Annotated in this window: 16 protein-coding genes and 4 tRNA genes; 14 read left to right on the top strand and 6 right to left on the bottom strand. The window is 66.1% G+C overall.

Features of this window, described 5'->3' with window-relative positions:
• Window positions 1-43: 43 nt before the first annotated feature.
• The 8 genes from ACQ5SA_RS08930 (at window position 44) to ychF (ending at window position 7,045) form a co-directional block, all read left to right on the top strand.
• The gene (locus ACQ5SA_RS08930) at window positions 44-1,729 is read left to right on the top strand and encodes a tetratricopeptide repeat protein (protein ID WP_230111714.1); all 1,686 of its coding nucleotides are present in this window, start codon (window positions 44-46) and stop codon (window positions 1,727-1,729) included.
• A complete protein-coding gene (gene lolB, locus ACQ5SA_RS08925) occupies window positions 1,726-2,385 on the top strand; it encodes a lipoprotein insertase outer membrane protein LolB (protein ID WP_499314023.1) in 660 nt (219 codons plus the stop codon). The genes ACQ5SA_RS08930 and lolB overlap by 4 nt, the downstream gene beginning before the upstream one ends.
• Entirely contained in the window at window positions 2,382-3,251 is an 870-nt protein-coding gene (ispE, locus tag ACQ5SA_RS08920; RefSeq protein WP_499314022.1) for a 4-(cytidine 5'-diphospho)-2-C-methyl-D-erythritol kinase, read from the top strand. The genes lolB and ispE overlap by 4 nt, the downstream gene beginning before the upstream one ends.
• 11 nt (window positions 3,252-3,262) lie before the next feature.
• Window positions 3,263-3,339, top strand: a tRNA-Gln gene (locus tag ACQ5SA_RS08915).
• 138 nt (window positions 3,340-3,477) lie between these two features.
• Window positions 3,478-4,437 (top strand): ribose-phosphate diphosphokinase, encoded by a 960-nt coding sequence (locus ACQ5SA_RS08910; RefSeq protein WP_025879147.1) that lies wholly within the window; start codon window positions 3,478-3,480, stop codon window positions 4,435-4,437.
• 107 nt (window positions 4,438-4,544) lie between these two features.
• Window positions 4,545-5,162: a 50S ribosomal protein L25/general stress protein Ctc gene (locus ACQ5SA_RS08905; RefSeq protein ID WP_100551634.1), complete on the top strand. Its 618-nt coding sequence runs from the start codon at window positions 4,545-4,547 to the stop codon at window positions 5,160-5,162.
• A 50-nt stretch (window positions 5,163-5,212) separates the two neighbouring features.
• Window positions 5,213-5,791, top strand: coding sequence for an aminoacyl-tRNA hydrolase (gene pth / locus ACQ5SA_RS08900; protein ID WP_089238967.1), 579 nt, complete (start codon window positions 5,213-5,215; stop codon window positions 5,789-5,791).
• A 162-nt stretch (window positions 5,792-5,953) separates the two neighbouring features.
• Window positions 5,954-7,045, top strand: a complete 1,092-nt coding sequence (gene ychF, locus ACQ5SA_RS08895) for a redox-regulated ATPase YchF (protein ID WP_353099093.1) — start codon at window positions 5,954-5,956, stop codon at window positions 7,043-7,045.
• Between the two features lie 544 nt (window positions 7,046-7,589).
• Here the strand turns inward: ychF and ACQ5SA_RS08890 are convergent.
• The 6 genes from ACQ5SA_RS08890 to ACQ5SA_RS08865 all read right to left on the bottom strand — a co-directional run bounded on the left by ACQ5SA_RS08890 (window position 7,590) and on the right by ACQ5SA_RS08865 (window position 21,964).
• Window positions 7,590-10,841: an autotransporter outer membrane beta-barrel domain-containing protein gene (locus ACQ5SA_RS08890; protein WP_499314021.1), complete on the bottom strand. Its 3,252-nt coding sequence runs from the start codon at window positions 10,839-10,841 to the stop codon at window positions 7,590-7,592.
• 261 nt (window positions 10,842-11,102) lie between these two features.
• Window positions 11,103-11,744, bottom strand: coding sequence for a response regulator (locus ACQ5SA_RS08885; RefSeq protein WP_499314020.1), 642 nt, complete (start codon window positions 11,742-11,744; stop codon window positions 11,103-11,105).
• The gene (locus tag ACQ5SA_RS08880) at window positions 11,741-14,941 is read right to left on the bottom strand and encodes a hybrid sensor histidine kinase/response regulator (RefSeq protein WP_499314019.1); all 3,201 of its coding nucleotides are present in this window, start codon (window positions 14,939-14,941) and stop codon (window positions 11,741-11,743) included. Before ACQ5SA_RS08880 ends, ACQ5SA_RS08885 begins: the two co-directional genes overlap by 4 nt.
• A gap of 126 nt (window positions 14,942-15,067) precedes the next feature.
• Complete coding sequence (locus ACQ5SA_RS08875) at window positions 15,068-16,285, bottom strand: EAL domain-containing response regulator (RefSeq protein ID WP_353099096.1); 1,218 nt, start codon at window positions 16,283-16,285, stop codon at window positions 15,068-15,070.
• Window positions 16,282-19,047 (bottom strand): response regulator, encoded by a 2,766-nt coding sequence (locus ACQ5SA_RS08870; RefSeq protein ID WP_499314018.1) that lies wholly within the window; start codon window positions 19,045-19,047, stop codon window positions 16,282-16,284. The genes ACQ5SA_RS08875 and ACQ5SA_RS08870 overlap by 4 nt, the downstream gene beginning before the upstream one ends.
• Before the next feature lie 178 nt (window positions 19,048-19,225).
• The gene (locus ACQ5SA_RS08865; RefSeq protein WP_499314017.1) at window positions 19,226-21,964 is read right to left on the bottom strand and encodes a TonB-dependent receptor plug domain-containing protein; all 2,739 of its coding nucleotides are present in this window, start codon (window positions 21,962-21,964) and stop codon (window positions 19,226-19,228) included.
• Between the two features lie 170 nt (window positions 21,965-22,134).
• Here ACQ5SA_RS08865 and ACQ5SA_RS08860 point away from each other — a divergent pair, with 170 nt between their 5' ends.
• From ACQ5SA_RS08860 to ACQ5SA_RS08835, 6 genes are all read left to right on the top strand, one after another.
• A complete protein-coding gene (locus ACQ5SA_RS08860; RefSeq protein ID WP_499314016.1) occupies window positions 22,135-23,154 on the top strand; it encodes a cyanophycinase in 1,020 nt (339 codons plus the stop codon).
• 112 nt (window positions 23,155-23,266) lie between these two features.
• Window positions 23,267-24,277: an isoaspartyl peptidase/L-asparaginase family protein gene (locus ACQ5SA_RS08855; protein WP_499314015.1), complete on the top strand. Its 1,011-nt coding sequence runs from the start codon at window positions 23,267-23,269 to the stop codon at window positions 24,275-24,277.
• Window positions 24,278-24,421: 144 nt separating this feature from the next.
• Window positions 24,422-24,507, top strand: a tRNA-Tyr gene (locus ACQ5SA_RS08850).
• Between the two features lie 26 nt (window positions 24,508-24,533).
• Window positions 24,534-24,607 (top strand) — tRNA-Gly (locus ACQ5SA_RS08845).
• A 48-nt stretch (window positions 24,608-24,655) separates the two neighbouring features.
• A tRNA-Thr gene (locus tag ACQ5SA_RS08840) sits at window positions 24,656-24,731 on the top strand.
• A 39-nt stretch (window positions 24,732-24,770) separates the two neighbouring features.
• On the top strand, window positions 24,771-24,903 hold a 133-nt coding region (locus ACQ5SA_RS08835), incomplete at its 3' end, for a GTP-binding protein (RefSeq protein ID WP_241899612.1).

The raw sequence follows: 24,903 nt of genomic DNA, 5'->3' as shown, positions 1-24,903 counted from the left end.
GCTGCTGGCCATTGGACGACATTTTAAGGCCCCGATGCCGACGATGCCCGCATTGATTCGCATCCCCAGTGTTCTGCTGCTGTCTTTGGCCTGTGCCCAGGCCCTGGCGGCGGTGCCCGCCAAGGCGCCTGCACGGCCCGCGGTGACTGAGGAACTGGCGCTGGAACCGGTCCTGGCTGGCGAGTTCGCCCTGCAGGCGGGCAAGCTGGCCGAGGCCGCACGCTGGTACCTGCAGGCCGCCCAGCAGACCGACGGCGACGCCGGTCTGGCCGAGCGGGCGACCCGCATCGCCATGCTGGCCAACGAGGATGATGCCGCGGCCAAGGGCCTGGCCCTGTGGCAGCAGCGTGCGCCGCGCTCATTGGCGATGCGCAGCGCCGCCGGTGCGCTGGCGATGCGCCAGGGCGACGTGAAGACCGCGCGCAGCGAACTTCAGGCCTTGTTGCAGGACCCGGGGGACGAGGGCTGGAAATTCGCCCTGGGCGCCTTGGTCGGCGGCGGCCGCGATCCGGCCGTGCCGGCCCAGGTGCTGGGCGAACTGGTCGATGCCAACGCCATTCCGCAGAAGATCGAGGCCTGGCAGGAGTTTGGACGCCTGGCGCTGCGCATGGAAAAGCCCGAGCTGGCGCGGCGCATGATCGATGAGGTGGTCAAGCGCTTCCCCGAGGAACCGCGCGTTGCTTTGCTGCGCGCCAGCCAGCTGCAGCAGGCTGGGCAGACCGACCAGGCACTGTCGCTGCTGCGTGGGGTGGAGCCGAAGACCCGTCAGGATCCGGAACTGCGCAATGCGGTGGCCATTGCCTATGACAGCCTCGGCCAGCCGGCAGCGGCCGAGCGCGTGCTGGCGGTCGGTCCGCAGAATGTGCAGACGTGGGGCATGCGCGCTTCGCTGCTGGCCAAGCAGGGCGACAAGGCCGCGCTGTCCAATCTGTACAACGAACTGTCGCGGCAGGCAGCCAAGCCGGACCCGGCGCAGCGCCTGCTGCTGGGCAAGATCGCCGAGTACCTCAAGCGCTACCCGGAGGCGGTCAACTGGTATCACAGCGTGCCCGGCGGCGATGAGTTGAATGAAGCGCGCCTGCGCGCGGCCAATGCACAGGGTCTGGCGGGACGGCAGTCGCTGGCGCTGGATGAAGCGCATGCGATCCAGTCCGATGCCAGCGTGGATGACGATGTGCGGCGCGACGCGTATCTGCTGGAAGCCGAGCTGCGCCAGCGCGCCGATGACCTTTCCGGCGAGATCGATGCACTGGCCCGTGGCCTGGCCGCGTATCCGGATGAAAACGGCCTGTTGTATGCCCGCGCGCTGGCCTGGGAGCGCCGCGATGACATCGCCCGCGCCGAGGCCGATCTGCGCAAGATCCTGGTGACCGAGCCGGAGAACGTGCCGGCACTGAATGCACTGGGCTACACCCTGGCCGACCGTACCGGCCGCTACCAGGAAGCGCTCGAGCTGATCGATCGCGCACGCGTGGCCGAACCGGACAACGCGGCGATCGTCGACAGCTATGGCTGGGTGCTGTATCGCCTGGGGCGCAACGCCGACGCGCTGGTGCAGCTGCGCCGCGCCTGGACCCTGGCCAAGGACCCGGAAATCGCCGCCCACGTGGGCGAGGTGCTGTGGGTGCTGGGCAAGCACGATGAAGCCCGTCACTTCTTCGAGGAAGCGGCCAGGCTCGACCCTGAAAACCGCGCGCTGCTGCGCGCCCGCGAGAAATTCAATCCATGAGTGTTTCCACGATCCGGCCGTTGCTGCTGGTGGCCGTGACCCTTGCCCTGAGTGCCTGTACCACCGTTGGCCGGCAGAAAACGCCGGCGCCGGCCGTAGTCACCACTGTCTCCGCCGAAGCGGCCGCCGCCGAGGCTGCGCGCGTGGAAGCGCTGCGTTCGGCAGCGGACTGGAATTTCCAGGGCCGGGTGGCGGTCAGCAAGGGCAAGGACGGTGGCAGCGGCCGCATTGACTGGAAACAGGAAGGCCAGCGCTATGTCGTCGAACTGAGCGCGCCGGTGACCCGCCAGAGCTGGAAGCTGAGCGGTGATACCCACCATGAAGCCGGACGCCTGGAAGGTCTGGCCGGTGGTCCGCGCGAGGGTGAAGACGCGCAGGCGCTGCTGCTGGAGGCGACTGGCTGGGATATTCCGGTCAATCAGCTGCCGGACTGGGTACGCGGCCTGGTTGCCGGCGACAGCGCTGGGCCGGGAAAGATCGACCGTGACGCTGATGGCCGTCCGCGGCGCATGCAGCAGATGGGTTGGGTGATCCAGTATCTGGACTGGTACCCGGCCGAAGCCGGGCGTCCGGCCCTGCCGCGTAGGGTCGAAGCGGTCAATGGCGACGCCAAGGTGCGCCTGCTGGTTGACCAGTGGGGCCAGGGCGCGCCATGAACGCGCGTGTGGATGACGCGGGCTGGTCCTGGTGGCCGGCCCCGGCCAAGCTGAACCTGTTCCTGCACATCACCGGCCGCCGTGCCGACGGCTACCACGAGCTGCAGACGGTGTTCCGCCTGCTCGACTGGGGCGACCGGATCGGCCTGCGCCTGCGTGAAGACGGTCAGGTGCGGCGGCAGGGCGAGGGTCTTGCCGGCGTCGCAGAGGCGGATGATCTGGCCGTTCGCGCGGCGTGGATGCTAAAAGTCGCGGCGAATGTCGAGCAAGGTGTCGACATCATCGTCGAAAAGCACGTTCCTGCGGGCGGTGGTTTCGGTGGCGGTTCGTCCGATGCTGCAACCGTGCTGGTGGTGTTGAACCGACTGTGGGGCGCGGGGCTGGACGAGAATGCGCTGGCCGCGCTGGGGCTGCGCCTCGGCGCCGATGTGCCGGTGTTCGTGCGTGGCCACAACGCCTGGGCCGAAGGAGTGGGCGAGCGGCTGCAGCCGATCACCCTGCCGGAGGCCTGGTATGTTGTGGTCGAACCGGGCGTTCATGTGCCGACGCCCCTCCTGTTCGCTGATCCGGATTTGACGCGCGACAGTCCACAGGCGAAAATAGAGGACTTCGCTTCCGGCACGCTGGTCGGGAACGTGTTCGAACCGGTGCTGCGCCGCCGTGAGCCTGCCGTCGAGGTGGTGCTTGCTGCGTTGAGCGACATCGGCACGGCACGTCTGACCGGTTCGGGAAGTGGTTGTTTCGTCGAGTTCGATTCGCAGGCTGCCGCCGAGCAGGGACGAGCGAAGTTGTCGAAGGAGTTGCGGGCAAGGGTGGCTGCGGGCGTTGCACGTTCGCCACTGCTGGATGCACTCGAGCAACACTGATTCATCAATGCAGGGGCGTCGCCAAGAGGCCCAAGGCACCAGGTTTTGATCCTGGCATTCGGAGGTTCGAATCCTCCCGCCCCTGCCAATGCGGCTGCGTCCGCGCCTTCCAGCGCATCATCTGCGCGGGACGTGGGAACAGCCGCGGTGTTGTCAGCAGCAGGGGCCGTAGTGGTCCTTGCCGCTACCGGATCCCCGCCACTCGTCCCCGCCCGAGACAATCATGATGCAAGAGTCCCCGAACCTGCTGGTCTTTTCCGGCAACGCCAACAAACGTCTGGCGCAGAACATCTGCAAGGAACTGGGAGTGCGCCCGGGCAAGGCGCTGGTCTCGCACTTCTCCGATGGCGAAGTGCAGGTGGAAATCGAAGAGAACGTCCGCAAGCAGGACGTGTTCGTGATCCAGCCGACCTCGGCGCCGAGCGCCGAAAACCTGATGGAACTGCTGGTGCTGATCGACGCGCTCAAGCGCGCTTCGGTGGCCAGCGTGACCGCCGTGGTGCCGTACTTCGGCTACTCGCGCCAGGATCGCCGCATGCGTTCCTCGCGCGTGCCGATCACCGCCAAGCTGGCGGCGAAGATGTTCAGCACCGCCGGCGCTGATCGTGTGCTGACCGTCGACCTGCACGCCGACCAGATCCAGGGTTTCTTCGATATTCCGGTCGACAACGTGTATGCCTCTCCGCTGCTGCTGGCCGACATCTGGCGCGCCTACGGCACCGAGAACCTGATCGTGGTGTCGCCGGACGTGGGCGGCGTGGTCCGCGCCCGTGCCGTGGCCAAGCGCCTGGATGACGCCGACCTGGCGATCATCGACAAGCGCCGTCCGCGCGCCAACGTCTCCACCGTGATGAACATCATCGGTGACGTCGAAGGCAAGACCTGCGTGATGGTCGATGACATCGTCGATACCGCCGGCACCCTGTGCGCTGCTGCCGCTGCCCTGAAGGCGCGCGGTGCGCTCAAGGTCGCCGCCTACTGCACCCACGCGGTGCTGTCGGGCCCGGCGGTGGACAACATCACCAACTCCCAGCTCGATGAGCTGGTGGTGACCGACACCATCCCGCTGAAGGACGCCGCGCGGGTGTGCAGCAAGATCCGCCAGCTGAGCGTGGCGGAAATGCTGGCCGAAACGATGCGCCGCATCGCCTTCGGCGAGTCGGTCAGCTCGCTGTACGTGGATTGATTTTTTCGTCCCCGCCGGCAACGGCAGGGACACACTGGGCGCTTCTGGTCGCGGAAGTGCCTTCAACCGCCAAGCCGCAAGGCAAGGCAACAACCGAGTAGTCGAAAATGTCGAAGACCCATGAAATCAAGGTCACCAAGCGTGAACTGCAGCGTAAGGGTGCGAGCCGCCGCCTGCGTACCGCTGGTGTGATCCCGGCGATCGTGTACGGCGGCAACGCCGAACCGGTCGCCATCAGCCTGGACCACAACGAAATCTGGCTGGCCCAGCAGAACGAGTGGTTCTATGCCTCGATCCTTGACCTGAACCTGGACGGCCAGGTGCAGAAGGTGCTGCTGCGTGACATGCAGCGCCATCCGTTCAAGCAGCTGATCATGCACCTGGACTTCCTGCGCGTGAACGAGAACGAGAAGCTGACCGCTTCGGTTCCGCTGCACTTCATCAACGAAGACACCTCGCCGGCTGGCAAGGCTGCCGACGTCGTGGTCGCCCACGAACTGAAGGAAGTGGCCATCACCTGCCTGCCGAAGGACCTGCCGGAGTCGATCGAAGTCGACCTGGGCGAGCTGAAGGCTGGCGACGTTGTGTACCTGTCGGACATCAAGCTGCCGAAGGGCGTGGAAATCCCGGCGCTGGCGCTGGGCAAGGACCACGACGACGCCATCGTCACTGCCAAGCACGGCAAGCAGGACGCTGCCGACGCTGAAGAAGCAGCGGCCGAGTAATACCCCGCGGCGCCTGTCCTTCGGGACAGGCGCCGTATCTGGATGGAACGATGGCAGGATTGCGACTGATCGTCGGTCTGGGCAACCCCGGATCGGAGCACGCCCGGACCCGGCACAATGCCGGGTTTCATTTCGTTGAGGCCCTGGCTGAAAAGGCCGGTGCGCGATGGAACGTGGACAGCAAGTTGTTTGGCGAGACCGCCAAGGTCGACATTGCCGGACAGACCGTGTGGCTGCTCAAGCCGGCCACCTTCATGAACCTCAGCGGCAAGTCGGTCACCGCCGCACAGCGGTTCTGGAAAATCGAGCCGGAGGAAACCCTGCTGGCCCACGACGAACTGGACCTGGCGCCCGGTGTGGCGCGGTTGAAGTTCGACGGTGGCCACGGTGGCCAGAACGGCCTGCGCGACACCATTCGCCTGCTCGGCCACGGCAAGTTCCATCGCCTGCGCGTGGGCATCGGCCATCCCGGCCACAAGGACCGCGTGGTGGGCTGGGTGCTGGGACGCCCCTCCAAGGACGATGAAGTACTGATTTCGCGCGCCATCGACGATGCAATCGACGTGCTGCCGTTGGCAGTGCAGGGCGATTTCAGCGAAGCGATGAAGCGGCTGCACACCCCGAAATAATTGTGCCGGTAGGTACCGACCGTTGGTCGGTACGGAAACAACCGGCCCCGGTAGCTGCCAACCTCGGTTGGCACAGATGTTGATCGGCAACACCGAGATGGATTGGCCAAGCGGCGCGCGCGCTGTTTCACCAATCACTTTCACCCCAGAGAGCTGTCACCCATGGGTATCAAATGCGGCATCGTCGGCCTGCCCAACGTCGGCAAGTCGACCCTGTTCAACGCGCTGACCAAGGCGGGCATCGCCGCGGCGAACTTCCCGTTCTGCACCATCGAACCGAACGTCGGCATCGTGCCGGTGCCGGATCCGCGCCTGAACGAGCTGGCGGCGATCATCAACCCGCAGAAGGTCATCCCGACCGCGGTCGAGTTCGTCGACATCGCCGGCCTGGTGGCCGGTGCCGCCAGCGGTGAAGGCCTGGGCAACAAGTTCCTGGCCCATATCCGCGAAGTGGATGCGATCACCCACGTGGTGCGCTGCTTCGAGAACGCTGACGTCATCCACGTCAACAACAAGGTCGACCCGATTTCGGACATCGAGACCATCGATACCGAACTGGCCCTGGCCGACCTGGACAGCGTCGAGAAGGCACTGAACCGCGCCGAGCGTGCGGCCAAGGGTGGCGACAAGGACGCAGCGGCACGCAAGCCGGTGCTGGCCAAGCTGCAGGCCGCGCTGGCCGACGGCAAGGCCGGCCGTTCGGCGGGTCTGGACGAGGAAGAGAAGGCGCTGGTGCGCGATCTGTTCCTGCTGACCCTGAAGCCGGTGATGTACATCGCCAACGTTCTGGAAGACGGTTTCGAGAACAACCCGCACCTGGACGCTGTGCGCGCACGTGCCGCCGAAGAAGGCGCACAGGTGGTACCGGTGTCGGCAGCGATCGAAGAAGAGCTGTCGCAGCTGGACGACGAAGACCGCGATACGTTCCTGGCCGACCTCGGCCTGAGCGAGCCGGGCCTGAACCGCGTGATCAACGCGGCTTACAGCCTGCTCGGCCTGCAGACCTACTTCACCGCTGGCGTGAAGGAAGTCCGCGCGTGGACCGTGCGCAAGGGCGCCACCGCGCCGCAGGCTGCCGCGGTCATCCATACCGACTTCGAGAAGGGCTTCATCCGCGCCGAAACCATCGCGTATGACGACTTCATCAAGTACAAGGGCGAAGCCGGTGCGAAGGAAGCGGGTCGCCTGCGCCTGGAAGGCAAGGAATACCGCGTGCAGGAAGGTGACATCCTGCATTTCCGATTCAACGTCTGATCGACGACGCAGCGCAGTGATTGCCCACAGGACCCCGCAATGCGGGGTCTTGTTGTATCGGGCGCCTGTCAGAACGGACACACGACGACAGTGCCATTGCCCGTTTCCGCTGCGGAAGCGCCAGCCCACTGCTGCGGGTGGCAGTGGACAGAAAATCACCACGTGTTGAAACGCTTGGCCTGCATGGCTCGCGGCGACTTGTCCACACCAAACCCCCACGGCTTTCCACGTGGCATGTGGAAAACCGATGAGGCCGCTGGACAAAAAACAGCCACGCTTTGAAACGCTTGCGGCGTAACGTTCAAGGCGGGTTGTCCACATCAAGTTCGCATCGCTTTCCACCTGTCGTGTGGAAAACATGCAGCTGCCTGCATCCTGGACAGGCTGGACAAAAAACAGCCAGCGTCGAAAACGCTTGTCGTGCGTGGCTTACGGCCACTTGTCCACATCCAACCCCCATCGATTTCCACGCGTGGTGTGGAAAACAACGAGGGGCCCGACGATGCATCGCCGGACCCCTCGCTGGGCTCACCCGTGGCAGCGCTTACCAGCGGTAAGAGACGCCCAGCTGACCGCTGGTATCGCGGAAGCCCATGCCGCCGGTCTGCCGGCTGATCTCACCCCAGCCGCGCCAGCCACCCGACAGATTCACCTGCACACCGGCCTTGGCTTCGTAGATGTCACGCGGCAACTGCCGGCGCAGACGTTCGCCGTCCACGGCGATGGCTGCGTCGTTGCCACCGGACCACCAGTTCACCGCGACGAACGGCTGCACCTGTCCTTGGCCCTGCGTCAGCGAACGCGTGTACAGGCGCAGGCCCACACGCGTGGTGGTGCTGTCCTTGTCGCGACCTTCGACCACCGTGCCATTGGTTTCGACCACGCGTTCGGCATCGTAGCGGCTGTGGATCACCTGCAGCTGTGGCTCCAAGTAGACACCGCGCTGCGCTGTACGCTGCACCGGCAGCACATAGCCTGCCTCGGCCGAACCGGTCCAGCTGTGCGAGCGATAGTGCTCCTTCTGCAGCCCTTCGCCCTGCACGCTGTTGCGGAACCGCCCGTACTGCAGCCAGCCATCCACATACGCACCGCTGTCCATCCGTGCGTCCTGCAACCAGGTGGCATACACGCCCAGGCTGGTGCCGTTGACCACGCCGCGCGCGGTGTAACCGGTCACCTGCGAACGACTGTCGTTGCGTGCCCGGCCCTGGCCGGCCATCACTCCCGCCTGCAACTGGCCACCGGCATTGGCTTCGAAGCGACGACCGACGCCCAGCAGCACGCTGTTGAGCTCGCTGTCTACATCGACCTGACTGCCGCGGCTGCCGGGCTGGCTGCTGCGCACCTGTGCCCATGCAATGGCGTCGCTGCCGCCGTCGGTTGCATCGGCAGGATCGCCACTGCGGTCGTACAGGCTGTGCCGGAACATGCCGAGCGCGCTGCTCTGGTTGGCCATGTACACCGCTGGCTCCGGGCGCTCCACGCGCGGCGGCGCCGGCGGAAGCGGCGGGTCGACCGGCGGGACCACCGGCGGATCGATCGGCGGAGCAGGCGGGTCGATCGGCGGAGTCGGCGGATCAATCGGGGGCTCCGGCGGATCGGGCGGTTCCGGCGGATCGATCGGCGGCACGTATTCCGAGCGCAGGTACCAGTTGCCGTCGTCCGGCGTGGAGACGCCACCCTTGTACAGGAAGTAGTCGTAAGCGCCGGCCACCGCGCGTCCCTGCAGCGAGAACTGCGCATCGGACTGGCCGCCCACGCTGATCAGGCGGATGCCTTCGCTGGTCAGGGCGCCGGCGCCCCCCGCGTTGCGCACGCTGACAGAGGCCGTGCCACTGCTGTTGCCCTGGATCACCAGCTGGTCACCCATCGAGGCATCGTCGCCCAGCGCGCGGTTGAAAAGCCAATGGCCATCGTTGCCGACATAGTCGCCGGTGACGGTCAGGGTCTTGAAATCGTCAGTGGTGGGCGCGACGAAGGCGATGGTGCCGGCATGGTCCAGCGAGCCGACGCTGGAATTGCCACGCACGTTCCACTGGCTGCTGTCATCCATCGCCAGCTGCGCGACCTGGTAGCCAGAGTCATTGCGCAATGCGCCGTTGAACACGGTGCCGTTGCGCAGCGTCATCTGCACGTTGGCGGTAGCGCTGTCGACCACGACATCGCCGGTCAGGCGGCTGTTGTCGGCAGTGAAAAGAATGTCTGCGGTGGCGACCGAGCTTCCATCGGTGAACACCGTGTCGCTCACCCGCAGCAGGCGGCCACCGTCGACGTTGCCCTGCTGGCGCGCGACGACATCGGTGTTGTTGAGCGTCAGTTCGTGATTGCTGCCCTGCAGCCACAGCGCGGGACCGTCCTGGGTCTGCAGGCTGCTGTTGTTGAACACCAGACGGTCCCAGTACGGCCCGAACACCGTGATGTAGGAACGATAGGCACCCGAATTCGTCCCTTGTGCCTGGATGCTCAGGTTGTCAGCGGTGAGCTTGGCGGTGTTCATCTGCACGATGCCGAACGAGGATGCACCCAGCGTGGTGATCGAGCCTCCGTCCAGCTGCGCATCGGCCGTGCTGCCACCCAGAAAGACGCCGCCGCCGCCGGTGCCGTAAGTGGTGATGTCCAGGTCCTTGGCACGGATGCGCGAATAGGGCGTCGGTGGATTGCTGCCCGAGGCGCGCAGGCCATAGACCCCATCACCGTGGGTATCGATGCTGCCGCCGGTGATTGTGGCGGTACCGCCCCAGACGTCCACGCCGTGGCCGTAGCCGTTGTCGCCATAGGTGCTGAGCGTGGTGTCGGTGAGATCGGCCAGCGAGTCCGCACCCGACAACCAGATGCCGGAATAACCATCGCGCACGGTGAAGTGGGCGCCGTTGGCGGTCAGCTTGGCCCAGCTGTTGACGTTGACCCCGTAGCCGCCGACGGTCTCGAAGCGGCCACCGGTGACATCGGCCGTCGAGTACACCCGGTTGCCACTGTTGCCGAGCAGATGGATGCTGCCGCCGTTGGTGCTGGCGCTGCCTCCCACGATCTGCAGCGTGCCACCGTTGTTGATGTCGAAGTAGCCGTTGACCACGTCCACGTCGCGCAGCGACAGCACGCTGCCGCTGCCGTTGGAGGACACGCGCCCGCTGTAGCCGCTGGTGGCTTCGGCAAAGCTCATCGTCAGCGATTCCAGCGACAGCAATGCGCCGCCATCGGCGTACACCGCGCTGTTGGCGCCGTTGTTGATCTCCGTACCGGTCACGTGCAGTTCGCTGCCACGCCCAGTGGAGTAGAGAGCATGGCCGGCGCTGCTCACACTGCCGCCATTCAACCAGAGCTTGCCACCACCGGTGGCATTGACCGTGCCGTAGCCCGAACCGTTCCGGTAAGCATTGATGACCAGGTTGTTGGCCCGGATCACGCTACCCGCACCGCTGGCGTTCAGCGCATAGCCGACGGTGGTGCTGCCGTTGCCGATCTGCAGGATGCCGCCCTCGATCATGACGCTGCCACCGGCGCTGGCAAGGATGCCGCTGCCGCCGCCGGTGCTCGAGATCCAGCTGCCATCGACCGTAATGGTGCTGCCCACACCGTTGGCCTCCAGCGCGTAGCCACCGGCACTGTGCGACAGGGTGTCGTCGGCGCCCAGCTGCAGGCTGCCGCCATCGGTAACCTTCAACGGCCCCTGCAGTTCGGCCGCGTGCACGGGCAGGGCGGCCCACAGTGCGCTGGCCAGCAGGCTGGGAATCAAGGGAAGGCGCGAAGCGCGCGCGCAGACGGACGCACGGCGGCGCCGTGGGGGAGAGGCGTTCATGCTGGTGGATTCCTGTGGCAGGGCGCAGCGCGGCTGCGCGATCTGGCGCGGCAGGGCCGCGTCGCTGTGGAAACCGGGTGTGATGGCCGCTGCAGGCGCCATCCGGTTTCCCTCCCGCCGGCAAGGCGATGACGAGGGGAGTCGTCACCGTGGCGGGATGCGTCCAGACTAGAAATCAGCCCTGTCCTATGGAATCAGGCGTTTCCTAAAGCACTTCGTGCCCTGTGCATGGGCGGGGCACGGTTCAGCGATGTGGAGGCCTCAGCCGAACATCGATGATTGCAGGCAGTACTCGATCAGCGCCTGGTCGCTGTCCACGCCAAGCTTGCGCATCGCGTTGATTTTCTGCGTGCTGACCGTCTTCGCACTGCGCTGCAGCTGGCGGGCGATGTCGCCCACGCTCATGCCGCCGGTGAACAGACGGATGACTTCCAGTTCGCGCGGCGAAAGGCGCGCCAGTACCACCTCGGCATCGGCCGGTTCCGCGGCGGCAACCGGCAGTAGACCGGGAGGGCGGTAGACGCGGTCGGCCAGCACCGTGCGCAGCGCCTGCACCAGGCTGCCCAGGCCATGGCTCTTGAGCACCACGCCGTTGGCACCGGCTGCGTACATGGCGGCCACCAGCGAGGGATTGGAGACCATCGTCAACACCAGCAGACGCACATCGGGGAAGCTGCGGCGCAGGAACGAGATCAGCTTGATGCCATCGCCGAAGCTGTCACCACCGGGCATGCTGTAATCGGTGATCACCGCATGGGGCAGGGTGCTGGTCATCAGCTCGATCAAGGTCACCGGATCGGCGGCCTCGCCAACCACGTCAAGGTCCAGTTCGCCGGCCAGGACATCGCGGATGCCGGCAAGCACGATCGGGTGGTCGTCAGCGATGAGGATGCGGGTGGTCATGGCGGTGTCGGGTTGCTGGAAGGTGAGGGGGCGGCGACGTGCACCACGGGTTGCAGCAGCCGCTGCAGGCGCCGTTGGAAATGGTCGAGCGCCGTAGCGAGGGCAGGCAACGCGTCGCCGTCGCCGATCTGCTGTTCGATCTGCTGCCCGTGTGCCACCAGTGCCGGCGCGCCAACGATCACCAGTGCGCCGCGGATGCGGTGCAGCACCTGTGCAACACGTTCGGGCGCGGCATCGTCGATCGCCCGCTGCAGGCTGTCCAGGTCGGCCTGCATGGTCTGCACGAACAATGTCTGCATTTTTTCCGGAACCTGCAGGGGAGCGTCGGCGTCATCGTCGATGGGCGCGTGGTGAGGCGGGGCGGAAACCTGCGTCAGCAGCCGCTGCAGTGCTGCCAGGGTGATCGGCTTGACCAGCACGCCCTGCATTCCCGCCTCATGGCAGCGTTGCCGCTCGGCCGGGTCGGCGTTGGCGGTTGCGCCATGGATCGGTACGTCCACCCCACGCGCGCGCAATGCACGGGCCAGACCGTAACCATCCAGTCCTGGCATGTTGAGGTCGGTCAACACCAGGGCGAAAGGACGCTGCGGCCAATAGCGCAGGGCTTCATTGCCATCACTGGCGACCACGGCATGGCAACCGAGCTGTTCCAGCTGGCCACGCAGGATCGCCTGGTTGATCGGGTTGTCTTCGGCGACAAGGACCTGCAGCCCGAACCTGCGTGGCGCCGGCAGACGTCCGTTGACTTCGGTGGGCAGTGCTCGCCCGGCCGCTGCCGCCAGTGCGAGCACGATCGCATCCAGACGATGCACGCCGACCTGCCAATGCCCCTGCACCTGTTGTGGCTGCATTCCGCCTTCGCGGCAGGCCACCACCTGCGGTCCACTCCACGTGGGCGTGCCCTCGTCCAGCACAAGGTCGAGCATCACCGTGCCAGGATCGGCAAGCTCCGGCGCATCGTCGCGATGCACGCTGGCCTGTGCGCCGCGCTGCTGCAAGCGCTCGCATATCGATTGTGCAAACTCGCGGACGCTGCCACGGACCTGCACTGGCAACGCTGCCGGCAACCGCGGTGACGCCGCCTGCAGCGGATCGGTTGCTGCCTCAGGCAGCGGTAGCTCGACCGAGAAACTGCTGCCCAGGCCGCTTTCGCTGACCACCCGCAGGTGGCCTTCCATCATCGTGGTCAGGTGCGCACAGATGGCCAGGCCCAATCCGGTACCGCGCATGGCATCGGTGCCCGGGTTGGCCTGGAAGAAGGGTTCGAACAGATGGGCCTGGTGCTCGCTGGCGATGCCGATGCCGGTATCGGCCACCTGCCAGCGCAGCCAGCAGCGACCATCGCTGTGCTGTGCCCCCAGACGCACCACGACCCGGCCGCTGTCGGTGAACTTCAACGCATTGCTGATCAGGTTGTTGAGGATCTGACGGATGCGCGCGGCGTCACCATCGACCGCAGCCGGTACGTCCGGATCGATACAGGCATAGAACTGCAGGCCCTTGTGTGCGGCGGCAGCGGCGTAGGAGTCCAGCGCGTCCTCGGTCAACCGCACCGGATCGAACGCGCCGGGCTCCAGGCTCAGCTGGTCGGCCTCGGCCTTGCTCACATCCAGGATGTCGCTGATCAGCTGCATCAACGTCGAGGACGAACGTTGGATCGTGTCCAGATAGTCTTGCTGGCGCGCATCCAGCGGGGTCAGGCCCAGCAGCTCCAGCGTGCCGAGCACACCGTACAGCGGGGTGCGTATCTCATGGCTCATGGTGGCCAGGAACTGGCTCTTGGCGCGGTTGGCCTGGTCGGCTGCGCGCCGTGCCTGCTGCAGAACCTGTTCGGCCTCGTGCTGGCTGCTGAGGTCGATGAACAGGCACAGCACGGCGGGTTCGCCGCGATAGCGCGCGGGCGTCGCGGTGATCAGCAGATGGCGGTTGTCCGGCGTGGTGTAGGCCAGGCCGTCGCCCGCCGTGGTGCCGCCGGCGGCAAGGACGCTGCGTCGCCAAGGCCCGTGCCAGCCACCCTCGTCGTGGTCTTCTCCCAGCCAGTGACGCGCCAGCGCGTTGTCCAGCAGTACGCGGCCATCGGTACGGCGCAGCAGGCACAACCCGATCGGCGCGTTGTCCAGGATGGTGCGGCTGAAGGCTTCGCTTTCCAGCAATCGCGCATGGTTGCGGCGCAGTGGCTCGATCACCGAACGCCGGTACGCGCGCAGGATCAGCACGCCACCGGTGGCCAGCAGCAACGCCACCACCATGCTGCCCAGCAGGGGCCCGCGCGGGTGCTGGAACACCTGTTGCCAGCCAACGTGGTACACCGCCAGCCAGCCCTGTTCGCTGCGCATGCGGAACAGCAGGCCGTCCACGCCCGCGCGCCAGGATGTGCCGGCGCGGCTGGCATCGCTGGCATCACCGAGCAGCAGGCGGCCGTTGCCATCGAACAACGACATCCGTTCGAACACCGGTGTACCCATTACCTGGCGGTAGTCATCAACGCGGCCGGGATCCAGCAGGCAGGCCACTGCGGCCAGCGAGTCGTCCTCGCTCTCGCCCCACAGGCGGGCATCCTGCGGCGCATGCGCGATGGCAAGCAGCCGGGCCTGTCCATCGCGCCACGCCACCGGTGTCCAGACCACGTTGCCGCGGCGCAGTGCTGGCCGTTCGCGCAGGACCTGGTGGATGGCGGTCAGTGCCGGCTGCAGATGATGCGGGCTGCTCTGGCCCGGATCACCGCGCACTGTCTGGATCGGTGCAAGCAGGCCACGACGGCCCTGCCCATCGACCAGCAGGCATTGCGGCGGCGGATACCGGGAAGTCGCCCAGAAAGCGCCGTAGAAGCGCAGGAAGCGGTCGCCCAGTTCGGCTGTTGCCTGTGTCGAGGCGCCGCCGTCGGCACCGATCCGGGCGAAACTGGCGAACAACGGGCTGGGCTGTGCACTTGAGGCAGCCTCGTCCACGGCCTGCCCGCGATTACCCACGTCATGCAGGCGCCATTGCCGCAGGAAACGTTCCTGTTCCTGCAGCGTGCCGTCCAGCCGGCGGAAGTGATAGCGGATCTTGCTTTGTTCTTCGTTGAACAGCTGGCTGCCGGTGGACAGCAGCAGGCCGGCCTGCAGGGTTGCCAGCACCACCACGCCAATCAGCAGCGCATGTACACGCAGGGAGCGGCGGGCGAGTCGGCGTACGGGAGCGGCCTCGGCCGGCATGGACAGGTCTCGGAGCAGTAGGCGGTCGATGGCGGCCCGAAGGGCCCAGGGCACGGCCGGTGCCGCCGCGCAGAGAGGATCGTCAATGACTCTTGATGGGATTGTGAAGCTTTTCAGCAGCGCCTGTCAGCGCGACGCGGCCCGGCTGCTGCCGGTGGCAGAATAGGGAACATCCTCGTCCAGCAGACGGGTGAAATCGTCCGAGGGCAGTGCCTGCGAAATCAGGAAGCCCTGTACCTGGTTGCAGCCGAGCTGGCGCAGCGCGGCCAGATCGGCATCGCTCTCCACGCCTTCGGCAACGATGGTCAGGCCGAGCTGGTTGGCCAGCGCGATCACGGTGGTCAAGGTCAGGTGCAGGGCGGGATCGCGCGCGCAACCGCTGACCAGCGCACGATCGATCTTGACCTCGGTGAACGGTGTGTTGACCAGGTTGTGCACCGAGCTCAGCCCTTGGCCGAAGTCGTCCTGGGCCAGGCCGAAACCCTTCATCCGCAACCGGCATGCACCTGCGTAGAAGTCGCTGACGTGCCGGGTGGTGCTGTTCTCCATCAGTTCAAAGCAGAGATCAGCCGGATTGCCGCCCGCGGCCAGGGTCAGTGCCAGCAGTTCATCCGGAAGATCGGACTGCTCCAGCAGGTGCGGCGGCAGATTGATCGATACCGGCACGCGGAATCCCTGGCAGCGCCAGCGCGCCTGCGCCTGGATGCTGGCCGTGAGCATCGCACGCAGCAGTTCGCCCTCCAGGCCATGACGGCACAGCGCCGGCAGGAAGCTTCCAGGCGCCAGTGTGCCCAGCTGCGGGTGGCGCCAGCGCACCAGTGCCTCGGCGGCGACCACGCGCCCGGACTGCAACGACTTCTTCGGCTGGAACCAGGCGGTCAGGCTGCCGTCGGCCAGTGCCTGCCGCAGCTGCGCCGCGTCCGGCTCGGGAGTCAGCGCGGCCGGGCTGGTACGCACGGCTGGCCGGGTCTGCGCCAATGCATCGAGCAGCGCATCGACATCGCTGGCGGCGACCGGCTTGGCCAACAGGCCGACCACGTCCAGCCCCAGTGACTCTGCCATCAACCGTGCCGAACTCATCATTCGCCGCGAGGCCGCGCTGACCACGGCAAGCCGCGGCGGGCGCGGTTGCGCGGCCAGTGCCTGGATGAACTGGATGCCGTCCTGGCCGGGCATCAACAGATCGCTCACCACCAGGTCGTAGGCCTGGCAGGCACACAGGGCGATTGCCGCGTCCACGTCTTCGCAGGCGTCGACCTGCACGCCGGCGCGCGCGCTGAACAGATTGACGAGGTAACCACGTTGGAACGGCTGGTCTTCCAGGATCAGGACACGGCGGGTCATGCGGGATCTCCTTGGCGAACGGCGGAAAGCGCCTGACGCAGGCGTGCGATGTCGATGGGTTTGCTCAGATAGCCCTGCATGCCGCTGGCCAGGCAGCGCTCGCGCTCCTCGGCGGTCGCGTTGGCGGTGGCGCCGATCACCGGCAGCAGATTGCCCTCTGCCCGCAGCCGGCGCGCCAGGGTGTGGCCGTCCATGCGCGGCATGTTGATGTCGGTGACCACCAGGTCGAAGTCACGGGTCTGGCACAGCTGCAACGCCTCGACACCATCCTGCGCAAGCTCCACCTCGCAGCCCAGGGCCTGCAGCTGCTCGGCCAGGATCACCCGGTTGATGGGATTGTCTTCCACGGCCAGCACCCGCAGTCCCAGCGGGCCGGGCTGCACATCGCGCGCTGCGGTCGGCAGCGTTGCACATTGCCGCTGCTGGCGTGCAACCGCCAGGGCGATCGAAGACATGCCGTGCAGGGTGACGAGCAGCGCGCCATCGGCGGTGGGTGCCGGCTGGTCGCCGCCGTCGATCGAAGCCAGCACCCGCGGGCCCTGCCAGGCCAACGGCTGTTCCGCCTCGCCATCCATCAGGATCGCGCCGGCGTGGTCGAGCAGGGCAGGATCGCCCTGCAGGGGCTGTGCATTGGCACCCCAGCGGCGCAGCCAGCCACAGGCACTGTCGACCAGTTCACGATCACGCCCGCGCACGTAGACCGGCGGTTCGGCCAGCAATGCGGAGCCATCCTCGGTCGCGGCCAGCACCGGCAAGGGCAGGCGCACGGTGAAACTGCTGCCCAGTCCCGGTTCGCTGACCACGCGCAGTTCGCCACTCATCAACCGCACCAGGCGGTCGCTGATCGACAGCCCCAGCCCGGTGCCCTGTGCGCTGGCGGCGCCACGAACCTGGCGGAAGGGCTCGAACAGACGCGCCTGCTCCTCGGTGGCGATGCCCACGCCGGTATCGGTGACCTGCCAGGCCAACACGCTCGACTCGCCTTCCCGCTGCACCAGTCGCACGCGCAGCACCACCCGGCCATGCTCGGTGAACTTGATCGCATTGCTGAGCAGGTTGCCCAGCACCTGGCGGATCCGGTCGGCATCGCCGAGCACCCGTGTCGGCAACCGTGGATCGGTACAGACCAATACCTGCAGGCCCTTGCGCGTCGCCGCAGCGGCGAAGCTGCGCAGCACGCTCTCAGTCAGATCGCGCGGCGAGAACGATGCCGGCTCCAGGCTCAGCTGGCCCGACTCGATCTTGGACACATCCAGCACATCGCTGATCAGTTGCAGCAGCACCGATGAGGAACTCTCGATGGTGCGCAGGTACTGCGACTGCCGTGCATCCAGTGGCGTGCGGCCGAGCAGCTCCAGCGTGCCAAGCACCCCGTACAGCGGCGTGCGGATTTCATGGCTCATGGTCGCCAGGAACGCGCTCTTGGCCTGGTTGGCAGCGTCGGCCGCCTGCCGCGCCGAAGACAGCGCCGCCTGCGCCTGTCGATGGCGCGAGATGTCATGGAACACGCACAGCAGCACGTCGTCATCCTGGTAGCGACAGGCTGCATGCAGCACCTGCAGCTGGCGACCGTCGCGTGCGGTGAACTCCAACCCACGACCGCGTTCGCCGGCATGGCCGCGCCACGGTGCCTGCCAATCGCTGTCGGTGCCATCCTCGCCCAGCCAGTCGCGCAGCAGCTGGTTGGACAGCAGCAGCTGGCGGTCGCTGCGACGCAGGACACAGATGCCGACCGGTGCCAGGTCGATCACCGTCGAACTGAAATCCAGGCTTTCCAGCAGCCGCCGGTGCTGCAGCAGCGCCGGTTGGATCAACTGGCGGTCGACGCGATGCCGCAGCAGACGCAGGGCGATGCCCGCCAGCAGCAGTAATGCAACGCTGATCAGCAACGAGGTCGCCATGTCACCGAGCAGCAGGCGCGGAGGCAGGTGATAGACCAGCCGCCAGCCATCATTGCCCACCCCCTTCACCAAGGCCACGCCGCGCGGCAGGCCCGTGCTCCAGAGCACACCGAAACTGTCGTCCTGGCGCTGCTGCAGTGCTTTCCAGCCTGCGCTGTCCAGGCGTGGGGCCAGGCTCGTCAGGGCGGGTTGCCCATCGCGGTCCAGCAGGGCGTAGCCGCCGATGCCCTGGCCATCGATCATGTCCGAGGCGGCCGCACTGTCCAGCAGCAGCATCAGCCACTGGTCTGGCTGCGGTCCGGCCTGTACCGGTTGTGCCAGGGCGACGCCGGCATCGCCCGCGCGCAGCCAGTACACCGGATCGGTACCGGCAAGCGTGCCGCTGCGCTGCCGCAGCACCTGCAACGTGGGCAGGCCGGCGATGGCCACGTCAGCCTGGCCACCCGCCAGCCAATGCGTTCCCTGCGCATCGACCAGCAGCAGATGGGTCTGCAGGGTCTGCAACGTGTGCTCTGCGCGCGGCGACAGCAGCAGGCGCTGGCCGGGCTTCCCGCCCGGTCCGTCCAATGGCAGCTGGCGTACACCCTCGCTGGACGGCACCGACGGATCACCCACCACCACCGAATCGCCCAGATAGCGCAGCAGGGCCTCGCGCTGGTCGAAGTAGATCTGCGCCTTGTACGCGGCGGCATTCATGTCGCGGCGGTGGCTGGAGATATCTTCGGTCAACGCCGTCAGCAGATAGAAGCCGGTGGCGGCAGCCAGGCACAGGAACACGCACACCGTCAGCCAGCGCAGCAGCACCGAAGCGGTGGTCGGCGGTGCGACCAGGGGCAGGGAAGGGCGAGGGAATCGGAACATGCCCCGATCCTAGGGAGGACGCTCACCCGCCCGGAATCAGCCATGTCCTAAAAACCGGCCCGCATCCCGTGCAGGAGACCGCCAGCGGGGAACCGTTCAGGCTGGGGCCCGGGCTGGCGGTCAAAAAAAGACCCCCGCCGAAGCGGGGGTCTGTGGCGTGCCGCCAGCAGGGGCGCCCTTACAGCGCGCTACCGCCGAACTTGTGCGTGTACTGCAGGTTGATGGTGCGGCCGACGCTGTCGAACCAGGACACGTCGTAGTACGGGTACGCCGTGTAGGTCTTGTCCTTCGGCGGCATCTTGTTGAACACATTGACCACCGACAGCGACAACCGCGAGTGATCGTCGAAGCGGTACTGCAGCGAGGCGTTGTAGCGGTAGGTCGCCTTGATCCACGGGCTGTCGCCGCTTTCCTCGTCGAACACCTGGTCGTAGCTGTCCGAGGTCGGCAGCTTGCCCAGGCGCGAGCCGTACACGGTGGCCGACCAGGCATCCTTCTCCCAGGTCACGCTGACGCTGGTCTTGGTGCGCGGAATATCGAAGCCGCTGTTGATCGCGAACTGATCTTCGGTCACATCACCGGCATAGCGCTGGAAGTCATGCTTCTTCACCCAGGTGTGGGTGCCATTGAAGATGAAGTCACCGATGCCGGTCTGCAGGCGGTAGCGCAGACCGACGTCGACGCCGGAGGTGGACTCGCGCGCAACGTTGATCGGGTTCACATGCACGCCGTACAGACGCCCATCGGCAGTGCGGGTGATGCGGGCCAGGGCGTCCACGCAGGTCGGCGAGCCGATGTCGGCGCTGCCCAGCCGGCAGTTCGCTTCGTTGGCCAGGATCGTACGCACGTCCATGTCCTGCACCTGCTCGCGCATGTCGATGTTGAACCAGTCGGCCGACAGGTCCAGGCCGGCGGCCGGTGACCACACGAAGCCAGCGCTCCAGGACGTGCTGGTTTCCGGTTCGAGCTCGCGGTTGCCACTGCGGCTGCGGATCACATTGCGCTCGTAATCGGCGCAATCATCGGCTGCATCGGCGCGGCAGTTGTACAGATCTTCCGCGCTGGTCTCGTCGTTGCCCGGGCCGGCGAAAACATAGTGCAGGTCCGGCGCACGGAACGCGGTGCCGTACGAACCGCGCACCAGCAGCGTGTCGATCGGACGCCATTCCAGGCCGCCGCTCCAGGTTGCCTTGCCGATGGTGTGGCCCGAATAGCGGTACTGGTCGTAACGGCCGGCCACGCTCAGGTTGACCGTTTCATGCAGCGGCATGCGCAGCTCGGCGGCGGTCGCCCAGCGGTTGCGCGACCCCTTGCCGTCCGAATCCTTCCAGCTGTAGTAGTAATAGCCCGTCGCCAGCGGATCGGGATTGAGCGCATAGGCCTGCTGGCCCACTTCCACCGTCGCGGCAAAGCCGGCATCGCCACCGGGCAGGGTGAACAACGAACCATTGGTCAGGGTCAACGCCGCGGTCTCGGTGCGCGACTTCGGCGTATAGGTGGTGCGTGCGGCGATCGAATCGTACTCGGCACGGGTCAGCGGCCGGTACAGGCGCGACGGATCAGCGTTGTAGATCGGGAAGCCGTCATCGTCCTCGCCCAGCTGCGGGCCCAGGAAGAGGTCGTTGGCCTTGGACGCGATGATCTGCGCCCAGCTGATCCGCGACTGGTACTGCGAATGGCTCAATGCCGCTTCATAGTCCCAGCTGCCGGTCAGGTTGCCCTTGAAGCCGGTGGTCACGCTGAAGGTCTTCTGCGTGCTGCGTACCATCGCATTGTCCAGCCCACCCATTTCCTCGGGCGAGAACTGGCGCTGCCAGAACTCGATCTCTCCGGTCGCTTCATTGTTGAAATAGCCTGACTCGTCGCCGTCGGCAGCCATGCGGCCCCACTTGGTGACATCGCGCATCAGCGACATCGTGTGGTAGCCCAGCTGCACGTCGGCGAACCACTGCTGGCCGTTGTCGAAGTCGTAGCTGAGCGAGGCATAGCCGTTGGCGCCGCGACGCTTGCTGAGGATCGTGCCGTAGCCGATCGAGCTGTCGCTGCCACAGTAGTAGCCGTAGCGCGGGCGGAACGCGCGGTAGGTGCTGCCCTGGTTCTGCCTGGCCAGCGCCTCGCAGGTCGCCGCGCCCGGGTCCAGGTAGTCATCGTTGTAATCGGTGCGCAGGTAGGAACGACGGGCGATGCGCGCCCCTTCGGTCGGGCCGTCCTGGGTCGAGTCCTGGATGTCGCGGTCGTAGGCCCACAGCGGCGTCTGCGACTGCAGTTCGACGCTGTACACCGCATTGAAGTTGCCGCTGCTGAAGCCACTGGACAGGCTCATGTCGAACGACTCACCGCCGCCTTCGGTGGTGGTGCCCATGCGCATGTCGATGGTGGTGCCATCGGCCTTCTTCTTCAGGATGAAATTGACCACGCCGGCGATCGCATCCGAGCCGTAGATCGCCGACGCGCTGCCGGTCAGCACTTCGATGCGGTCGATCATGCCCAGCGGAATGTTGGACACGTCGGTGAAGTTGCTGCGGCCCTTGAACGGCATCGGGAAGTCGGCGATGCGACGGCCGTTGACCAGCACCAGGGTGTGGTTCGGCCCCAGCCCACGCAGGTCGACCTGCTGCGCACCCGGCGAGAAATCGGCACCGCCGGAGGACTGCTGGCTCTGCGTCTCACCGCCGTTCTGGGTCATCGCGCGCAGCACGTCCGGCACGGTGGTGAAGCCGCTGGAGCGGATCTGCTCTGCGTTGATGACAGTGATCGGCGCCGGTCCTTCCACCTGGGCGCGCGGGATGCGTGAGCCGGTCACCTGCACCGCATCCAGCTGTTGTACCGAAGAGGAAGCGGGAGTCTGTGCCGCCGCCGAAGCAGCAACGCCCATCAACGCCAGCTGGATCGACCACGCCATCGCCTGTCTACGCATGAGAAATTCTCGGAAGTAATGCCGGCCCACAGAGGAGGGGCCCTGTCCCCCATTCACATTTCAGGAATGGGCGCGCGCATTTAACGCCTTTTTTATGTCCTTGACTACTGGGGATATGTCTGGCAAAGAGTGAAAACGGTTGCAAGTCGTTTTTGTTCAGGGAGATCAAGATGCGACGCCTTCGCTACGGGCTGCGTGGCCCGCTCATCGCCTTGGTGCTGTCGGCGCTCTGCTGGATATCGCCGGCGGCGGCACAGGAACTGATGGACCCCGGCTTCGCCTACTACGAAGTGGGCGATCTGGATGCGCCGCGGCCCGGGCCGCGAGCCCCCGCGATGATGCTGATGGGCGGCGGCGAGTGGGTGCCTGAAGCCTTCCAGTGGTGGCTGCGCCAGGCTGGCAATGGCCGTGTGCTGATCCTGCGCGCGTCCGGCACCGATGAGCTGCAGGACCGTCTGTACCGGGACATTGGCGGCACCACCGCCGTGCAGACCCTGGTGTTCGACAACCGCCGCGGCGCCGACGACCCGGCCGTGCTGCGGGTCGTGGCTGCAGCCGATGCGATCTTCATCGCTGGCGGCGATCAGTCCCGCTACATCCGCTTCTGGAAGGGCACCGCGCTCAATCGCGCGCTGAATGCCCACGTGCGCGCCGGCAAACCGATTGCCGGTACCAGCGCTGGGCTGGCCATCCTCGGCGGCTATGCCTATGGCGCGCTGGATGGCGGCAGCATTGATTCGGCCAGCGCCATGGCCAACCCGATGGGCGAGGCCGTGACCCTGGACCGCGGCTTCCTGCAGCTGCCCTACCTGCAGCGCGTGGTCACCGACACCCACTTCGACAAGCGCGACCGTCTCGGCCGCCTGATCGTGTTCGTGGCCCGCGCCGCGCATGACAGTGGTGACCCGGACATGGTCGGCATCGGCGTCGATGAAGACACGGCCCTGTGCGTGGAGCCTGACGGCCAGGCCCAGGTCTACAGCGCCGACGGCGAAGGCAAGGTCTGGGTGGTCAGCCCCGGACGCGATGCCGATCGGTTGGTGGAAGGTGAACCCCTGCGCTTCCATGCGGTGCCGGTGACCGTGGTTGCCAGCGGCAGTCGCATGCGCCTGGACGACCTGCAGGCCGACGCGGCCTACGAGGCCTTGGCTGACATCAGCGACGGCGAGATTGAAGTCATCCGCCGGTAGTGCCTGCCGCTGGCCGGCAACCCCCTGGATGCATCATTGGCAAGGCGTTGCCGGCCAGTGGCCGGCACTATCAGCACAGCCCATTCCCTGAACTACCCTGGAGACGTACCCGATGAAACTGCGCCTGGCGCTGTCCGCGCTGTTGTCCCTGCCACTGCTGGCCCAGGCCGCACCCGCTGCATCACCGCTGCTGGTCATCCACGGCGGTGCCGGGGTGGAGCGCAAGGATCTCTCCGCGGCAGAAGAACAGGCCGCGCGCGCTGCGCTGAAGGCGGCCTTGCTGAAGGGCCATGCCGAACTTGCCGCCGGCCGTCCGGCACTGGCGGCGGTCACTGCGGCCATCACCGTGCTCGAGGATGATCCGACCTTCAACGCGGGCAAGGGCGCGGTGTTCACCCACGAAGGCCGCAATGAACTGGACGCGGCGGTGATGGACGGTGCCACCCAGGCGGCCGGAGCAGTGGCGGGCGTGCAGCGCGTGCGCAACCCGATCCTCCTCGCGCAGACGGTGATGCAGAAGTCCAGGCACGTGATGATGGTGGGGCAGGGCGCCGAAGCCTTCGCCACCGAACAGGGCGTGACCCTGGTCGACCCCTCCTACTTCCGCACTGACAAGCGCTGGCAGCAGCTGCAGCGTGCATTGAAGGAAGAAGCAAGTGGCCAGGCGCATGCCGACCTGGAAACCGCAAAGCACTTCGGCACGGTCGGTGCGGTCGCCCTCGATGCACAGGGACATCTTGCTGCTGGCACCTCCACCGGTGGCATGACCAACAAGCGCTATGGCCGTGTCGGCGATTCGCCGATCATCGGTGCCGGCACCTGGGCCGATGCGCGCTGTGCGGTATCGGGTACCGGTTGGGGCGAGTACTACATCCGCACCGCGGCAGCCCATGAGATCTGCGCGCGCATGCGTTACCTCGGTCAATCGCCGCAGCAGGCGGGCAAGGGCGTGATCAACGACGCAATTCCGCAGATGGGTGGTGACGGCGGGGCGATCGTGCTCTCCGCAGAGGGGAAAGCAGCGGCACCGTTCAACACCCAGGGCATGTATCGGGGCTGGATCGGGGCCGATGGCGTTGCCCATGTGGCCATCTTTGCCGACGAGACAATTGCACTGCCCTGAGCAGACCCTTGCGTATCAAGGGGTTTGCGACGCGTGTGAAAAAAAGTGAAAAAAAGCGTTGACAGACCCCCGCTTCATCTCCAGAATTGCGGGCTCACCACCACACACCGCAACGCTTCGGCGGCACGGAATGGGGTGGTAAATGGAGGGATACCCAAGCGGCCAACGGGGGCAGACTGTAAATCTGCTGGCTTACGCCTTCGGTGGTTCGAATCCACCTCCCTCCACCAGCTTCACGTTGTGGCACATTCCCGGTGCGGGAGTAGTTCAATGGTAGAACCTCAGCCTTCCAAGCTGATGGTGCGGGTTCGATCCCCGTCTCCCGCTCCATTGAGTGAACTTTGAATATTATCGAGTTCATGCCATAATGCAAAACTCGCTCACATAGCTCAGTCGGTAGAGCACTTCCTTGGTAAGGAAGAGGTCGAAGGTTCGATTCCTTTTGTGAGCACCATCTTCAGCACCACACCAGACGAATTCGAGATAAGCAGCCATGGCCAAGGGTAAGTTCGAGCGCACCAAGCCGCACGTCAACGTCGGCACCATCGGTCACGTCGATCACGGCAAGACCACGCTGACCGCCGCACTGACCAAGATCGGTGCAGAGCGCTTCGGTGGCGAGTTCA

This window comes from Stenotrophomonas indicatrix (assembly GCF_050573115.1).
Taxonomy (GTDB): domain Bacteria; phylum Pseudomonadota; class Gammaproteobacteria; order Xanthomonadales; family Xanthomonadaceae; genus Stenotrophomonas; species Stenotrophomonas lactitubi_A.
The sequence above is the reverse complement of the archived record's forward strand: the minus strand, read 5'-3'. Positions and strand labels throughout refer to the sequence as shown.

Excerpts from the sequence above, each read along its gene's own strand:
- lolB (WP_499314023.1), top strand. The coding sequence starts at position 1,726 with ATGAGTGTTTCCACGATCCGGCCGTTGCTGCTGGTGGCCGTGACCCTT.
- pth (WP_089238967.1), top strand. The coding sequence starts at position 5,213 with ATGGCAGGATTGCGACTGATCGTCGGTCTGGGCAACCCCGGATCGGAG.
- ACQ5SA_RS08875 (WP_353099096.1), bottom strand. The coding sequence starts at position 16,285 with ATGACCCGCCGTGTCCTGATCCTGGAAGACCAGCCGTTCCAACGTGGT.
- ACQ5SA_RS08865 (WP_499314017.1), bottom strand. The coding sequence starts at position 21,964 with ATGCGTAGACAGGCGATGGCGTGGTCGATCCAGCTGGCGTTGATGGGC.
- ACQ5SA_RS08905 (WP_100551634.1), top strand. The coding sequence starts at position 4,545 with ATGTCGAAGACCCATGAAATCAAGGTCACCAAGCGTGAACTGCAGCGT.
- ACQ5SA_RS08930 (WP_230111714.1), top strand. The coding sequence starts at position 44 with ATGCCCGCATTGATTCGCATCCCCAGTGTTCTGCTGCTGTCTTTGGCC.
- ACQ5SA_RS08870 (WP_499314018.1), bottom strand. The coding sequence starts at position 19,047 with ATGTTCCGATTCCCTCGCCCTTCCCTGCCCCTGGTCGCACCGCCGACC.
- ACQ5SA_RS08885 (WP_499314020.1), bottom strand. The coding sequence starts at position 11,744 with ATGACCACCCGCATCCTCATCGCTGACGACCACCCGATCGTGCTTGCC.
- ispE (WP_499314022.1), top strand. The coding sequence starts at position 2,382 with ATGAACGCGCGTGTGGATGACGCGGGCTGGTCCTGGTGGCCGGCCCCG.
- ACQ5SA_RS08860 (WP_499314016.1), top strand. The coding sequence starts at position 22,135 with ATGCGACGCCTTCGCTACGGGCTGCGTGGCCCGCTCATCGCCTTGGTG.
- ACQ5SA_RS08910 (WP_025879147.1), top strand. The coding sequence starts at position 3,478 with ATGCAAGAGTCCCCGAACCTGCTGGTCTTTTCCGGCAACGCCAACAAA.
- ACQ5SA_RS08890 (WP_499314021.1), bottom strand. The coding sequence starts at position 10,841 with ATGAACGCCTCTCCCCCACGGCGCCGCCGTGCGTCCGTCTGCGCGCGC.
- ychF (WP_353099093.1), top strand. The coding sequence starts at position 5,954 with ATGGGTATCAAATGCGGCATCGTCGGCCTGCCCAACGTCGGCAAGTCG.
- ACQ5SA_RS08855 (WP_499314015.1), top strand. The coding sequence starts at position 23,267 with ATGAAACTGCGCCTGGCGCTGTCCGCGCTGTTGTCCCTGCCACTGCTG.
- ACQ5SA_RS08880 (WP_499314019.1), bottom strand. The coding sequence starts at position 14,941 with ATGCCGGCCGAGGCCGCTCCCGTACGCCGACTCGCCCGCCGCTCCCTG.